Source organism: Streptomyces sp. NPDC050704 (assembly GCF_040654355.1).
Lineage (GTDB): Bacteria > Actinomycetota > Actinomycetes > Streptomycetales > Streptomycetaceae > Streptomyces.
The window spans coordinates 22,173-37,229 of record NZ_JBFAHW010000005.1 but is presented as its reverse complement, the minus strand read 5'-3'; the positions used below and the strand labels follow the sequence as shown (position 1 = coordinate 37,229).

General features: G+C 70.4%; 11 protein-coding genes. 4 read left to right on the top strand and 7 right to left on the bottom strand.

Annotation, left to right across the window (positions count from 1 at the left end; genetic code table 11):
• Positions 1 to 94 precede the first annotated feature (94 nt).
• Positions 95 to 643, top strand: coding sequence for an acyl-CoA thioesterase (locus tag AB0I18_RS03775; protein ID WP_363103738.1), 549 nt, complete (start codon positions 95 to 97; stop codon positions 641 to 643).
• A gap of 147 nt (positions 644 to 790) precedes the next feature.
• Here AB0I18_RS03775 and AB0I18_RS03770 read toward each other — a convergent pair whose 3' ends face one another.
• Positions 791 to 2,152: an LCP family protein gene (locus AB0I18_RS03770; RefSeq protein ID WP_363103737.1), complete on the bottom strand. Its 1,362-nt coding sequence runs from the start codon at positions 2,150 to 2,152 to the stop codon at positions 791 to 793.
• Between the two features lie 214 nt (positions 2,153 to 2,366).
• Between AB0I18_RS03770 and AB0I18_RS03765 the strand changes: the two genes are divergently transcribed.
• Positions 2,367 to 3,395, top strand: a complete 1,029-nt coding sequence (locus tag AB0I18_RS03765; RefSeq protein WP_363103736.1) for a glycosyltransferase family 2 protein — start codon at positions 2,367 to 2,369, stop codon at positions 3,393 to 3,395.
• Between the two features lie 71 nt (positions 3,396 to 3,466).
• Here AB0I18_RS03765 and AB0I18_RS03760 read toward each other — a convergent pair whose 3' ends face one another.
• The 4 genes from AB0I18_RS03760 to AB0I18_RS03745 form a co-directional block, all read right to left on the bottom strand.
• On the bottom strand, positions 3,467 to 5,104 hold the full coding sequence (locus AB0I18_RS03760; RefSeq protein ID WP_363103735.1) for an LCP family protein: 1,638 nt from the start codon (positions 5,102 to 5,104) through the stop codon (positions 3,467 to 3,469).
• Positions 5,105 to 5,180: 76 nt separating this feature from the next.
• Entirely contained in the window at positions 5,181 to 6,929 is a 1,749-nt protein-coding gene (locus AB0I18_RS03755) for an LCP family protein (protein WP_363103734.1), read from the bottom strand.
• Between the two features lie 236 nt (positions 6,930 to 7,165).
• Entirely contained in the window at positions 7,166 to 8,425 is a 1,260-nt protein-coding gene (locus AB0I18_RS03750) for an LCP family protein (RefSeq protein WP_363103860.1), read from the bottom strand.
• A 312-nt stretch (positions 8,426 to 8,737) separates the two neighbouring features.
• Positions 8,738 to 9,493 carry a TIGR03089 family protein gene (locus AB0I18_RS03745; protein WP_363103733.1) on the bottom strand — a complete coding sequence of 252 codons (756 nt, stop codon included), beginning with the start codon at positions 9,491 to 9,493 and terminating at the stop codon, positions 8,738 to 8,740.
• Between the two features lie 110 nt (positions 9,494 to 9,603).
• On the opposite strand from AB0I18_RS03745, the gene AB0I18_RS03740 reads away from it, so the two are divergent.
• Together AB0I18_RS03740 and AB0I18_RS03735 are read left to right on the top strand one after the other, a co-directional pair.
• Positions 9,604 to 11,157: an N-acetylmuramoyl-L-alanine amidase gene (locus AB0I18_RS03740; RefSeq protein ID WP_363103732.1), complete on the top strand. Its 1,554-nt coding sequence runs from the start codon at positions 9,604 to 9,606 to the stop codon at positions 11,155 to 11,157.
• A 165-nt stretch (positions 11,158 to 11,322) separates the two neighbouring features.
• A complete protein-coding gene (locus tag AB0I18_RS03735) occupies positions 11,323 to 12,405 on the top strand; it encodes an NDP-sugar synthase (RefSeq protein ID WP_363103731.1) in 1,083 nt (360 codons plus the stop codon).
• 151 nt (positions 12,406 to 12,556) lie between these two features.
• On the opposite strand, the gene AB0I18_RS03730 is transcribed toward AB0I18_RS03735, so the two are convergent.
• Together AB0I18_RS03730 and AB0I18_RS03725 are read right to left on the bottom strand one after the other, a co-directional pair.
• On the bottom strand, positions 12,557 to 13,570 hold the full coding sequence (locus tag AB0I18_RS03730; RefSeq protein WP_363103730.1) for a DNA-3-methyladenine glycosylase 2 family protein: 1,014 nt from the start codon (positions 13,568 to 13,570) through the stop codon (positions 12,557 to 12,559).
• Between the two features lie 138 nt (positions 13,571 to 13,708).
• Complete coding sequence (locus AB0I18_RS03725) at positions 13,709 to 15,040, bottom strand: coenzyme F420-0:L-glutamate ligase (protein ID WP_363103729.1); 1,332 nt, start codon at positions 15,038 to 15,040, stop codon at positions 13,709 to 13,711.
• Positions 15,041 to 15,057: the final 17 nt, after the last annotated feature.

The following is a 15,057-nucleotide window of genomic DNA, read 5'->3' as shown; positions in this document are numbered from 1 at the left end:
ATGTGGCATACAAGGGTCTGTGGAAAATCGCACCACCGCTGTTGCAGACCTGATGCAATTCAGGCCTTGCGCACCCCGGCATAAGGTGGGGGCCATGACAGACCAGGCCCCAGCCCCGGAATACGAAATTCCGGGCAAGCCGACCTCGGCCTCCCGGACCACTCTCAGCCACATCATGACCCACAACGACACCAACCTTCTGGGCACGGTGCACGGCGGTGTGATCATGAAACTGGTCGACGACGCGGCCGGTGCGGTGGCCGGGCGGCACTCCGGCGGGCCCGCCGTGACGGCCTCCATGGACGAGATGGCGTTTCTGGAACCGGTGCGCGTAGGGGACCTGGTCCATGTGAAGGCACAGGTGAACTGGACCGGTCGTACGTCGATGGAGGTCGGTGTCCGGGTCCTCGCCGAGCGTTGGAACGAGTCCACGCCACCCCAGCAGGTCGGGTCGGCCTACCTCGTCTTCGCCGCGGTCGACGCCGATGGCAAGCCTCGTCGGGTGCCGCCGGTTCTCCCTGAGAGTGAGCGGGATGAGCGGCGTTACCAGGAGGCGCAGATTCGGCGTACGCACCGGTTGGCTCGGCGCCGGGCGATCATGGAGTTGCGGGCCAAGCGCTCCGCGGAGGGGCTGGATCTGTAGCTCCGGGGAGGTCGTACGGAAGCTGCGGGCCGGTGGAGGCTTGTCGCGCCCACGCGGCGGAGCCGCACATGTCACAGCCCCGCGCCCCTTGGGGGCGCGCCCCCCTCACCCGGGGATTCGGAGGTGAGGCCTCTTTGGATTGGTGGTCTACGGGCATGCCACCTGGTCGCCCGTTACCGCCTTGAACTCGCCCTGTGTCGGGTCCTCCGCCCGTACCCTCCTGACCTCCTTGAAGTCGGTTCCCGCGATCACCTTCATCAGGGGGCCCCGGCCCGTCATCGGCCGCAGCTCGCTGCCCGGCAGGGCGGCCGCGAGGGACTTCGCCGAGCGGTCCCAGCGGGGGTCGTACTGGATGACCGTCCGCCGGACGGAGCGGTCGAGGGCGTTCACGGGGGTCCGCGTCGTGCGGAACCCGGTGGCGGCGAGGCCGCTGTCCACGCGCCTGCCGAGCCCGGCGGTCATCGTGCCGTTCTCGACCTGGACCCGGATCTGCTGCGGGGCGACATCGACGCGCAGGGCCTTCGCACGCACCCGGTGCGGGGCGAGCGGCTTGTCGTCGCGCAGGGTCCGGAAGAGCCGGCCCGCCTTCTTCTCGTCCCACTTCAGGGTCGAACCGATGCCCTTCACGGCGTACCCCATCTTCCCGATCGGGACCGTCGTGAACTCCGAGGAGGACGGCGAGAACGCCCGCATCGCCCGCCCCAGGTCGATCAGCTCGTTCGTCCCGAAGCCCTTGTCCGCGCGGACCGAGCCGAGCACGGCCCCCGTCACGTCACGGAACTTGATCGGGTTGAGCAGCACCCCGGACGACGTGGCCCGGGCGATCAGTGAGGCCATGAACCGCTGCTGGCGCTGCATCCGGCCGAGGTCAGCGGCACCGTCGATGTGCCGCGAGCGTACGTACTGGAGTGCCTGCCCGCCGTTCAGGTCGTGCGTCCCGGCCGGCAGGTCGAGCCCGGTGTACGAGTCCTTCAGCGGCCGCGCCGTGCACATCCGTACGCCGCCGAGCACGTCCACGGTCTTCATGAAGCTGGTGAAGTCGACCTCCAGGTAGTGGTCGATCTTCACGTGGGTCATGTTCTCGACGGTCCGTACCGTCAGCTGCGGCCCGCCCTCGGCGTACGCGGCGTTCAGCTTGACCGGGTGCGCGCGGTGCAGTTTGCCGGTGGTCCGGTCGCGGTGCGCGGGCGTCTCGGCGTACGAGTCGCGCGGCAGGCTGACGATGCTGGCCCGCCGCCGGTCCTCCGAGATGTGCACGATCATGATCGTGTCCGTGCAGTGGCAGGGGGCGCCGCCGAGCCGGTACTTCTTCTTCTCGGCCGGTGTGATGCGGTCCCGGCCGTCGGTGCCGACGAGGAGCACGTTCATGCCGTGGCCCCGCTCGGGACGGTTCTTCATGTCCTTGAAGGGGTCGATCCGGTTGATGTCGGCGTCGAGACCGGTGACCACCGCGTGCCCGATACCGGCCGCCGCGAGCACCGCCACGGACAGCGAGGTCACCACGCGCATGGCCCAGTGCGGCCGGCCGCGCCGTACGGGGGGCCGCGCCGGGCGGGGCCGCTGAGGGCGTGCGGGTGGGCGGGGCGGCGTGGGCAAGGCGGACACCTCCGCGTCGGCCGGGTGTGGCGGTCCGTGAGCACCGTAGGCCCATACGATCTGCGGACCGGTGCGAGGACCGGGCGGCGCGCGTCGGTGTCCCCCGTTCGCGGTAACGTAATCCGCGATGAACGCCAAGCCCGACGTGCAGCTTCCCGCCGTGTCCGTGATCATGCCCGTCCTCAACGAGGAACGGCATCTGCGCGGAGCCGTCCAAGCGATCCTCGCCCAGGAGTACGCGGGCGAGATGGAGGTCGTGATCGCCATCGGTCCCTCCACGGACCGTACGGACGAGATCGCGGCCGAACTCGTAGCAGAAGACCCCCGTGTCCACACGGTCCCGAACCCGACCGGCCGCACGCCCGCCGCGCTGAACGCCGCGATCAAGGCGTCCCGCCACCCGATCGTGGTACGCGTCGACGGGCACGGCATCCTCTCGCCGAACTACATCGCGACCGCCGTCCGCCTTCTGGAGGAGACCGGCGCGCAGAACGTGGGCGGCGTCATGCACGCCGAGGGCGAGAACGACTGGGAGCACGCGGTCGCCGCCGCGATGACGTCGAAGATCGGTGTCGGGAACGCGGCCTTCCACACGGGTGGTGAGGCCGCGCCCGCCGAGACGGTCTACCTCGGTGTCTTCCGCCGCGAGGCCCTGGAGCAACAGGGCGGCTACAACGAGGAGTTCATCCGCGCCCAGGACTGGGAGCTGAACTTCCGGATCAGGGAGGCGGGCGGGCTGATCTGGTTCTCGCCCGAGCTGCGGGTCTCGTACCGCCCGCGCCCTTCGGTGAAGGCGCTGGCCAAGCAGTACAAGGACTACGGGCGTTGGCGCCACGTCGTCGCCCGCTACCACTCCGGCTCCATCAACCTGCGCTACCTCGCCCCGCCGGTCGCGGTCTGCGCGATCGCGGCGGGCATCGTGGTCGGCGCGGCCCTGAACCCCTTGGGCTTCCTGATCCCGGGCGGCTACCTCGCGGCGATCGCCCTCGGGTCCGTCCCCGCGGGCAAGGGGCTGCCGCTGAAGGCGCGGCTGCAGATTCCCGTCGCCCTCGCCACGATGCACATGTCGTGGGGCTTCGGCTTCCTGACCAGCCCGAAGTCGCTGGCGAAGAAGGTCATCGCCTCGCGGCGGCCGGCGGTACTGAGCGAAATCTGATCACCGATGCGCCAAGGGGTCCCGTCCGCGCTGGACGGGACCCCTTCGCGCATCACGCCGACCGGCGACCGTCAGAGGCGGTACGGCTCGTACACCGGCATGCAGGCGTCGCTGTCGGAACCGCTCACGGCGTCGGCATCCTTGGGGAGTTCCCCGGCCTTCGGCGCGGACTGCTTCGGATAGGCCGTGCCGGTACGCCAGTCGGCGCCCACGACAAGGGTGACTCCGGTGACGTCGGTCGACTTCTTCACCGAACTGAGCGGAATCCCCAGCGACTTGGCGACGCGCTGGGCGTCGCCCTCCAGCTCGGCGCTCGGGAAGCGGATGACCGTCTTGTCCTCGGCCACCGCCGCCGACTGGTCGGCCGCCGCCTTGGTGAAGCCCTGCTGGGCGAGCAGCTGGGTGATCGCGTTCGCCCTGCCGCCGACCGGGCCGAGCGTGGCCGACCGCGTGCCGTTCCGCACCATCACACCGATCTCGTCGTCCGCGGCCGCGGGGTCCTTGGAGGCCTTCTCCGCGGCCGGCTTCTTCTTCGGGTCCCCGCCCTTGTCGAACGGGATGTCGTCGCGGATCATCGTCCACATCTTCTCGGCGTCGGCGCCCGCCGGGACCAGGTGGTTGGCGTTCTGCTGGTCGACGACGGTCGGGATCGTCGTCGAGGTGATGCGGTTGGCCGGCACCGTCTTGAGCTGCATACCCAGGTCGTACAGCTCCTTGACCGAGCCGAGCTCCTCGGAGACCTTCAGGGACTTCGTGGCCGCCTCGGCCAGGCCCATCAGCCGCCCGCCGTCGGTGAAGACGTTCTGGTCCTTCAGCGTGCGGACCATCGAGTTCATGTACATGTGCTGGGCCTTGGCCCGGCCCAGGTCGCTGTAGAAGGCGTGCCTGGTGCGCAGCCACTGCAGTGCCTGCTTGCCCTTGACCTTCTGCTTGCCGGCATCAAGGCGCAGGCCGGAGCCGCCGGGCGTGCCGGGCAGCGGGCGGTCCCACATCTTGTGCTCGACACAGACCTCGACACCGCCGATGGCGTCCGCCATCTTCACCACACCCGCGAAGTCGATCGTCATCCAGTGGTCGATGTAGACGCCGGTGAGGTTCTGCCAGGTGGCCAGGGTGCAGCCGGCCCCGCCGCGGCCGAGCGACGAGTTGATGATGTTGTTGGTCGCCGGAAACGTCTCGTCGGTCTCGGGATCCGTGCACTTCGGGATGTCGACCCGGGTGTCGCGCGGAATGCTCACGACGGCGGCGCTCTTGCGGTCCGCGGACAGGTGGATGAGCATCTGGACGTCGCCCAGCGGTTTGCTGCCGACCTGGTCCCTGCTGCCGCCGAGCTTGACGTTCTCCGTGGAGTTACGGCTGTCGGAGCCGATCAGCAGGATGTTCAGCGGTGTCTGGCCGGCCGCGTTCGGCTTCGCCTTCTCGGCCTTGGAGTCCCCGCTGGTGCGCTCGCCCTTGCGGATGTTGCCGTTCAGATGCTGGTAGTAGAGATAACCGGTGCCGGCCGCCCCCAGTATGAGCACCGCGAGAGTCGCGGCGGACCACCGGAGTATGCCGTGCTGTCTGCCGCGGCGTCGCGGCGATCTGCCGCGCCGGCCACCGCCGGCGTCACCCCCCTCCGGCGTGGCCCCACCACTGTGCGAGCCGCCCGCCCCCGCGGCCGACCGGTCACGTGCTCGGGTCCCCTCCCCACGCACACTGCTCTGCACCATCTCCCTGCCTCCCCACCCTGCGCCCGACACACGGAATCCCCCGTACGTCTGTTAGACGCACGAGGGACCCGGTGGGTTACTCGGCGCACTCAACCTTGTCTGCCGTGGATTTGTCGACGTCCGCCGACCCGGCCGCCGGAGCGGTCAGTGAGACCCCGGCCCCCTTGAAGTCCTGTCCCAGGGTCAGCGAGATCGCGGGCAGGCCCTGGGAGTTGGTCACGCTCTCGCCCGGCTTCATCGCCGAGCCGGGCAGACCCATGAGGCCGGCCAGCGTACGTGCCTGATCGGCCTGGTCGGGAGCGTACTCCAGCGTCGTCTTCGGCACCGTCGCCCCGGCGTTGCCCGCGTTCTCGGACTTGGTCACGCCCTCTTCGAGCTGCAGCCAGTTGAGGGTCTCCTGCGCGGACCCGGCGGGGGCGCCGCCGTTCTGGACCCTGACGCGCACCTCGGAAGGTTCGGCCTTGGAGCCCTTGAGCCGGGCGGCCACGGCGGCCTTCTCCTTCTTCTCCTTCTGCTTGACGGCGGTGAGGGACACGTCGTCCTTGATCAGGCCGAACAGCTCCTTGGCCTGGGCGTCCTTCAGGACGACCGTCGCCTTGACCTTCTCGGCCGGGTTGTCGACCACGGGCACTGTCGTGAAGGAGAGGTTCTTCATGTCGAACTTGCCCAGTTCCAGGCCGAGATCGCGGAGCTTGGTGATGCTGCTGATCTTCGAGTCGACGGTGAGCGCCTTGGTGCCGGCCTCGGCCAGCTTCAGGAGCTTCGTCGGACTGGTGAGGGTGTCGCTCGACTTGAGCTCGCGCATCAGCGAGCTGAGGAACTGCTGCTGGAGCTCGATCCGGCTCAGGTCGCCGCCGAAGCCCACGGAGTGGCGGGTGCGCACGAAGGCGAGCGCCTCCTCGCCCTCGATGGTGTGCTCGCCCCTGGGCAGGTTGAGCTTGGAGTCCGGGTCGTTGATGTCCTTGGCCAGACATACCTTGACGCCGCCGACCGCCGAGGTCAGCGTCTTGACCGCGTTGAAGTCGGCCACCATGAAGTGGTCCGGCGTGATGCCGGTCAGCTCGGTGACGGTCCGCATCGTGCAGCTGGGCGTCCGGCCTTCCTGGCCGAGGCTGTTGTTGAAGCGGGTCTGCTGGGTGCCGGGGATGACCTCGCTGGAGCCGTCCGCCTGCTCCGTGGGACAGTCCGGGATGTCGGTGATCAGGTCACGCGGGATGCTCAACGCGGTCGCGTTCGTACGGTCCTTGGAAACATGCAGCAGGACCGTGGTGTCGGCGTGCCCGGCGCTGTTGGCGTCGCCGTAACTCCCGTTGCCCGCGCCGGTGCGCTTGTCGGTGCCGATCACCAGGATGTTGATCGCGCGGTCCTTGCTGAAGCCGCCGGTGCCCGCGCCGTCGTCGGAGACGGACGTGATGTTGTCGTTCAGGTGCTTCCAGTAGAGGTATCCGGCCGTGCTCGTCCCGACCAGCAGGAAGGCCATCGTGCCGCCGGTCCAGAGCAGCGCCTTCTTGGTCTTCGACTTCTTCGGCCGGCCCTTGCGACGGCCGGGCGGCGGACCTTCCGGAGCACGCCGCCTGCGCGGCCCGGGCACGTCGGGGTCCGGCGCCTCCTGGGGCGTTCCCCGGCGCTCTCTGCCCGGAGCGGTGCGGCCGCGCGGGGGCGCGACGGCAGCCCCGCCCGCTGCTCTGCGAGCACGGGGGCCCGGCACTCCTGGCTGCGCTGCGGAAGCCTGCAGTCGCAGTTCGTAGTCGCCGGTGTTCGGGTTGAGTACCCACTGGTCTGCGGGGTCGATGTCGTCCGCCCGCCCACGGCCTTGCGCGTCCACGGTTGTCTGAGTCCTCCGTCGGGGCCACGCGGCGTCTTTCCCCCTCAAAAGACGCTCGGTCAGTCGGTCCAACCAGTGCTCGACCTCAGGACAATCCTGGTGGCCGGGTGCACCGGATCGCTCACACTATCCGGCCAGTTCGACGTCAAGCGACGCCAGTGACAAATTCCACGTTCCTACAACTGGGCAATCCGACGCATTTCTTAGAGCATCTGTTCCCCGCCTTGGTGTGCGCTTTACCCGCAGGTGTCCTGGGCGGCCGTGTTCCCGTGAAAAGTCGGTGCCGGTTCCGGTGTACCGGCAGGGCCGTCGGGCCGTTTCACACCCGGCTTCTCGTCACCGCGCGACTCCTCTTCGTAGTCGTACGAGGAGTCGTACGCGTCTTCTCCACCGCCCTCGTACGGGGTCTCCTCGCGACCCGGCACCGCATTACCGCTCTTTACGCCGGAATCCTCCGGAAGTTCCTCGGCGACTTCCAACGGCGCGTCCCTGCGCAGCTGTTCGAAGAGTTTCTCCGCCTCGGCCTCCACGAGCTGGTCACGATTGGCGTTGTAGGCGTACGCCTCCCTCGGCACCGTCAGGAATTGCACACGTTCCGTAGGGATGTTGCGCATGCCGCGCACCAGGTCGTACAACCCCCGCAGGCTCGCCAACCCCGGGTCGGTGGTGAGCGACGAGGTCGCCGCGTCGAGCACCGGGTAGAGCTTCACGGGATTCAGCAGTACGTCGTTGCCGCGCACCTTGTTGACGAGCGCGCCCAGGAAGCGCTGCTGGCGGTCCATCCGGTCGGTGTCGCTGCCGTCACCGATGCTCTTGCGGGCGCGTACGTAGCCGAGGGCCTGCTCGCCGTCGAGCTTCACCTTGCCCGCCGGGAGCTTCAGCTTGGCGGCCCGGTCGTCGATCGGCTCGCTCAGACACACCTCGACGCCGTCCACCGCGTCGACCATGTCCTTGAACCCGTTGAAGTCCACGACCACGTGGTGGTCGATCCGAATACCGGTCAGCTTCTCGACCGTACGGATCGTGCAGGCCGAACCCCCGCTCTGGAAGGCGTAGTTGAACATCGCGAACACGGGCGCGGTGCGGCCGCCGTCCGGGCGGCGGCAACCCGGCACGTCCACCATCAGATCGCGGGGGAGTGAGACCGCGGTCGCGCTGCGCCGGTCCGCGGCGAGGTGCAGCAGGATCGTGGTGTCGGACCGCTCGGTACCTGAGTCCCGCCCGTACTTCCCGTTCCCGTCCCCCGACCGCGAGTCCGACCCGATCAGCAGGATGTTCTGCGCGTCCCCCACGAGTGCCGTGGGCCGCTCCTTCTCGTACCGGGCGAGTTCGGCGGCGGCGTCGTTGTCCGACGTGATGTTCCCGCTCAGCTTCTCGTACATCGCCCAGCCGGCCCCCGCGGCCCCGAACACGACCACACCCACCCCGACCGCCGTATACCCCAGCCACCGCCGCCGACGCCGCGCGCCGCCACCCCCGCCGGCGGACGCCCCCACACCGGGCCCCAAGGGCGTGCCTCCGACGCCACTCACATCTGCACCCACCCCTCATGCCGCACGGGACCTACTGGTACGACCATGACCCGGGTGAGGGCGGGGGGCTTTGGGGGATGGGCTGAATGGAGGAGAGGGTTCTTCCTTTTCGCCCCAGGCCCCGTGGGGTGTGTTGTCGGGTGCGGGTCCGTTGTGGCTGGTCGCGCAGTTCCCCGCGCCCCTGAAAAGCGGGCTGCGCCCTACTTTTCAGCCCGGCCCCGGCCCACCCTGCCCAGTCCCGGCCCACCCAGCCTGGCCCCAGCCCCGCAGGGACCGTCAGCGAGCCGTAGCCGTAACCCGCTCACTCTCAATCCGCTTGGCCAGCGAATCCTCCCCGAGCCGCGCCAGATTCCGGCACAGCACCACAGACCCCCCAACGGCAAGCGGCGCATACAGCCCGGCGCTCAACCCCTCCCACGTGTCATACGGCAGCGCGGACAGAATCCGCGACCCGGGCCCGGTCAGATCGAGCCCCGGCGCATCCCCCCGAGCCCGCTCGACAACCTCGGCGCCAGTGAGCTCCGCCCCGGCGACGACCAGCGCGGCCCCCTCCGGATCCACCGGCGCGTACGGCCGGAAGAGGTCCCCCTGACTGGGCACCTCGACGGCGTAGTCGGCGTACCCGGCGGGCGGCTGCGGGAACCGCCGCCCGAGCGGCGCCAACGACAGCGCGATCCGCTCACCGGAACAGGCGAGCCCCGCATCGAACTGCCCCGGCCCGGCCACGACATGGTCGGCGGCACCGGCGTCACCCCCGACATCGGCCACCACGCCCACCGAGGAGCACGCGAGCAGCCACACCGCCGTCTGCCAGTGCGCCGGCAGCAGCAGCGCGATCCGCTCACCGGGCTCGGCGGCCAGCTCGCTCTGGATCAGATTGGCGGTCTTGGCCACCCAATTGGCGAAGGTGGCCACGGACAGTTCGACACGTTCGCCCGTGGCATCGTCGTAGAAGGTCAGCAGGGGCCGCGCGGGATCCGTGGCGAGCGCGGATCGCAGCAGGTCGGCAGGGGTGCGGTCGGTGGCGGTCACGGGACGCAAGCGTACGCGGACGCCTGCCGGGAGGGAGGGGTGCGGGCCACCGGTTCGGACGAACGACACCGACGGTCCGTCACATCCCGGATGGACAGATAAGTATGACTATGTCCAGGATCAGGGGCATGCGTGGACATCTTGCTTCCTCGATCGCCGTCACCTGTGCGGCCGCCCTGGCCCTGCCCCTCTCGCTGTCCTCCGACGCCGCGGCCGGCACGCCGACCGTGCGGCCGACGGCCGAGAGACCCGAGGCTGAGAGACCGGCGCCCGAGCGAGCGGCACGCGCCCACCCGGCGGCTGCGAGCCCGGCGACAACGGGGGCCACCCGGGCGGTGTCCCCGGCCACCCGCCCGACGATGCCCGACCAGGCCGTCCCCGGCAGCACCCAGTCCCTCCCGCTCGCCCCCCTCGCCCTCGCCACCCCCGACGCCCCGCCCTCCGGCGACCGCAGCGTGCCCCCCACCCCCGCCGCCCCCACCCAGGGCCTGCGTCAACGCGACGTACGTCACTTCTCCCTCGTCGGCGTCGTCTGGGACAACCCGGACACCGAACTCCACGGCCGCGTCCAGGTCCGTACCCGCGCGACCGGCACCACCAGATGGTCCGGCTGGCAGGACGTCGACACGCACAACCACGAGCACGCGGCCGACCCGGACACCGCCGAGCGCACCTCCGGACGCGTACGCGGCTCCACGGCCCCCCTGTGGGTCGGCGACTCGGACGGCGTCGAGGTCCGCGTCCAGGCGGAAGCCGACGGCAGGGCGGCCCCCGACGGCCGGGCCGTCACCGCCGGACCCCTCCCCAGAGGCCTGCACCTCGAACTGGTCGACCCCGGCGCCGAACCCCCGCCCCGGGGCTCCGAACCGGAGGCCCCGCGCGTCAGCGCCCTGACGGTCGAGTCCGCCGCCTCCTCCGCGGTCAACGCCGACCTCGCGCCCCTCGGCGCCACCGAGATCCCGCAACTGAGCCAGAAGAAGACGGAGGCCGACCTGCTGGCGACCCGCGGGGACATCGCGGATATGGCGGACACGGCGGCCGGGCAACGCGTGAAGCCGTACATCGGCGCGCGGCCGCGCATCGTCACCCGCCGCGGCTGGGGCGCCGACGAGAAGCTGCGCGAGCGGAACTTCAGCTACACCAAGACCGTGAAGGCCGCCTTCGTTCACCACAGCGCCTCGGGCAACAACTACCGCTGTGCGCAAGCCTCTTCAGTCATCCGCAGTATCTACCGCTACCACGTGAGGAGCAGCGGCTGGCGCGACATCGGCTACAACTTCGTCGTCGACAAGTGCGGAAACATCTACGAGGGACGGGCCGGCGGTGTGGCCAAGCCGGTCATGGGCGCACACACTCTCGGTTTCAACACCAACAGCATGGGGATCGCCGTCCTCGGGAGCTTCGGCGCCTCGGCCCCGCCCGCTGCCGCGGTGAACGCCATCGCCCGGCTCACGGCATGGAAGCTCGGCCTCTTCGGAGCGAACCCGCGCGGCAAGACGTATCTCAAGTCGGGTGGTGGAAATCTCTACCGAAAAGGAAAGAACGTACGACTGAATGTAATCTCCGGTCATCGGGACGGTTTCGCTACCGAGTGTCCGGGGGGTCGGCTCTACGCGAAGCTCGGCAAGACCCGGGCAAGTTCGGCCCGCTACCAGGGACGATGAGGTCCGGTCGGCGAACCGTCGAGAGCCGAGAAAGCCCGGGCGGCGATGCCCGACGGCTCCCCACAGCCACCCATCAAGAGGCGCCCCACAGCCATCGAACGGTCTGCATACACTGGCCGGCCGAATGACAGTTCGGCCGGCCCCAGCAGGAAGCAGAGACGACAGGTGACAGAAGCGATCCTCCTGGTCGGCGGCAAAGGCACCCGGCTGCGCCCTCTCACGGTGCACACGCCGAAGCCGATGATTCCGGCGGCCGGGGTACCGTTCCTCACGCACCAACTGGCACGGGCGAGAGCGGCGGGAGTCGAGCACATCGTGCTCGCCACGTCCTATCTGGCCGAGGTCTTCGAGCCCTGCTTCGGCGACGGCTCGTCGCTGGGGCTCGACATCGAGTACGTCACCGAGGACGAGCCCCTCGGCACCGGCGGCGCCATCCGAAACGTGGCCTCCCGCCTGCGCTCCGGCCCCGACGACCCGGTCCTGATCTTCAACGGGGACATCCTGACGGGCCTGGACATACCGGCCCTCGTCGCCACCCACCAGTCATCGGGCGCGGACGTCTCCCTGCACCTGACCCGGGTGACCGACCCGAGGGCGTACGGCCTGGTGCCCACCGACGGGACCGGCCGCGTGGAGGCGTTCCTCGAAAAGCCCCAGACGCCCGAGGAGATCGTCACCGACCAGATCAACGCGGGCGCGTACGTCTTCCGCCGTTCCGTCATCGACACCATCCCGACCGGCCGCCCGGTCTCGGTCGAACGCGAGACGTTCCCGGACCTGCTGGCCGGCGGAGCCCACCTCCAGGGCCTGGTCGACTCGACCTACTGGCTGGACCTGGGCACTCCGCACGCCTTCGTCCGCGGCTCGGCCGACCTGGTCCTCGGCCGCGCCCCGTCCCCGGCAGTCCCGGGCCGCTGCGGCGACTGCCTCGTCCTGCCGTCGGCCACGGTCGCCCCGGACGCCAAACTGACCGGCGGCACGGTCATCGGCGCCGGCGCGGTCGTCGGCGAGGGCGCCCGCATCTCCGGCAGCACGGTCCTGGACGACGCCGTGATCGAACCGGGCGCGGTCATCACGGACTCCCTGATCGGCGCCCGAGCCCAGGTGGGCACCCGCTCGATCCTCACCGGAGTCGTAGTCGGCGACGGAGCATCGGTAGGCCCGGACAACGAACTCCGCGAGGGCGTACGAGTCTGGTGCGACGCCCAAATCCCTCCGGCGGCACTCCGCTTCTCATCGGACCAGTAGCCTCGAACCACCCAGCCCACTCAGCCCGTCCGGCGTTTGAGGACGAGGCCGTTCAGGCCGATAGGCGGGGGTCTGGGGGCGCAGCCCGCAGGGATGGGACGGGTAGGGGCGGCGGGGGCGAAAAACCCCGCCGCCCCTCACACCACACACCTCAAAGCCGCCCGATATCCCCCCGAGGCATCCGCGGCTGCCGCCGAGGCGGCGTACGCCCGGACAACAGAATGAGCCGCGCGGCCCGATGCCGCTGCCCACCCCCCTGCCCCGCATACGGCTCCAACAACTCCAGCATCACGGAGTCATCGGCCTCCCGGTCCCCGGCCAACGCAAACCCCACGATCCCCGGCAGATGAAGATCCCCCACGGTCACCGCATCCGCCGCCCCATGACTCCGCTGCACAACCTCCGCCGAGGTCCACGGCCCGATCCCAGCCACCAGCTCCAACCGGGCCCGCGCCTGAACAGGCGAGAACCCCACCGCCTCCTCCAGCCGCCGAGCCACCCGAACCGCCCGCAGAACCGTCGACGCCCGCTTGTTGTCGACCCCGGCCCGATGCCACTCCCACGAGGGAATCAACGCCCACCCCCGAGGCTCCGGCATGACATACATCCGCCCGGGCGCGGACCCGGGCGCCGGCACCCCGAACTTCCGCACGAGCAGCCGCCAGGCCCGATACGCCTCGTCGGTCGTGACCTTCTGCTCCAGAATCGACGGAATCAACGACTCCATGACCAACCCCGTACGAGTCAGCCGCAACCCCGGCCGCCGATGCCGCGCCAGCGCCACCACCCGATGCCGCGGCTCGAACGCCTCCGGCTCGTCCAACTCCCCGAGCATCCGCGGCAGCTGATCCAACAGCCACTCCGCACCCGGCCCCCACGCCTCGCCCCGCACCACACCCCCGCGTGCCGAGACCCGCAGCGTCCCGGGCCCGACAGGCGTGAGACTGGCCCGCCACACGGACCCGTCCGGCGTCGTACGGAAGGCCGGATCGGCGGGCCCCCGCCGCAACGGCCCGAGCACGAGCCCGAGATCGAGCGGCCAGGGCGGCGTCCAGCTCCGCGTACGCCCGGCAACGACGGCCGGCCGCGGTATCTGTCCGGGCACGGAGACATGCCCGCCGCGCACGGTCGTACGCGTGGGCCGTGGATCGAATCGTCCGGCCACGAATGAGTCCTGGATGTCCTAGGGGTGCACAGGGGCCCTAAGAGAGTAGGCCCTGCGCGCCCGACATCGGCGGACTACTCGGCATCAGCGGACTGCCCGGTATCAGCAGACTGCCCGGCATCAGAGGACTGTCCGGCATCAGCGGACTTCGATGAACGCCCCCGCGTCCCGCTCCGGCCGAGCCTTCGGCTCCTCGGCCGCGTGCCCGACGGCGACGGCCCCCATCGGGTCCCACCCCTCCGGCAGCCCGAGCACGTCCCGTACGACCTCCCGGCAGAACATCGTCGACGACACCCACGCGGACCCGAGCCGCTCCCCGGCGAGCGCGACGAGGAAGTTCTGCACACCGGCGCCCGCGGCGACCACGAACATCTCGCGCTCGGCCGCGTCCCGCCGGGCGTCGCCGTACGTGTGGGACCCGTCCATGACCAGACAGGGCACGACGAGATACGGCGCGCGGCGCAGCACGTCCCCGCGCCGCACCCGCTTGGCGATGGACTCCTCGCTCTTCCCGTCCCGCTCCAGATCGGCGATCCAGGCGTCCCGCATGGCGTCGAGGAGCCGCCTGCGCGCCTCGGCCGTCTCCAGCAGGACGAACCGCCACGGCGTCGTGTGATGCGGCGCCGGCGCGGTCACGGCCGCGGCGACCGCACGGCGTACGGCTCCCGGGTCGACCGGCTCGTCGGTGAAGGCCCGTACGGTACGCCGCTGGGTGACGGCCTCCCGTACGGCCTCGGAGGTGCCCAGGCGGAACATGTCGTCACGCGCGCCCCGGACCATGCTCCGCGCCCCTTCCGGTTCCCCTTCCGAGCCGTCCGCGGCCACCACATGGGGCAGCCCGCGCACGACGGCCACCGGCAGCCCGGCGGCCTTGCCCTTGACCAGGTCACCGGCGGCGGCGAGCTCGTCGGCGGTGGCGACGACGGTGGCGCTGAGCGGATTCCCGTGCGCGTCCGTGCCGCCCCGCAGGTCGTCGAGGACCCGCACGCCGGCCGCGCCGATGGCGACATCGGTGAGCCCGGTCCGCCACGGCCGTCCGAACGTGTCGGTGACGAGGACCCCGACCTCGACGCCGAGCGCGTCCCGCAGCCCGTCCCGGATCGCCCGCGCGGCCGCGTCCGGATCCTCGGGCAGCAACAGCACGGTCCCGGAAGGCGTGTTGGAGGCGTCGACCCCGGCCGCGGCCATCACGAGCCCCTGCCGGTTCTCGACGATCCGCAGTGCACCGCGCCGCGCCACGACCCGTACGGTCTCCGCGTCGATGGCCGCTTCCCGGTCCGCCGCCTCGACGATCCGCCCCTCGGCCTTGGACACGATCTTCGAGGTGACGAGCAGCACGTCACCGTCGACGAGCCCGGGCTCGGCACTGGCGATCAACTTGGCGAGATCGTCCCCCTGCCGGACCTCGGGCAGCCCGGGCAGCGCCCAGACCCGATATCCGGGCACACCGGGCGGCAGACCTTCGGCCACTCCCTGTACCCCCTGCA

What these genes read in the sequence shown, in the direction of transcription:
- AB0I18_RS03770 (WP_363103737.1), bottom strand. Translation starts at nt 2,152, where the DNA reads ATGCGCGTGGTGACCTCGCTGTCCGTGGCGGTGCTCGCGGCGGCCGGT.
- AB0I18_RS03740 (WP_363103732.1), top strand. Translation starts at nt 9,604, where the DNA reads ATGTCCAGGATCAGGGGCATGCGTGGACATCTTGCTTCCTCGATCGCC.
- AB0I18_RS03775 (WP_363103738.1), top strand. Translation starts at nt 95, where the DNA reads ATGACAGACCAGGCCCCAGCCCCGGAATACGAAATTCCGGGCAAGCCG.
- AB0I18_RS03765 (WP_363103736.1), top strand. Translation starts at nt 2,367, where the DNA reads ATGAACGCCAAGCCCGACGTGCAGCTTCCCGCCGTGTCCGTGATCATG.
- AB0I18_RS03760 (WP_363103735.1), bottom strand. Translation starts at nt 5,104, where the DNA reads ATGGTGCAGAGCAGTGTGCGTGGGGAGGGGACCCGAGCACGTGACCGG.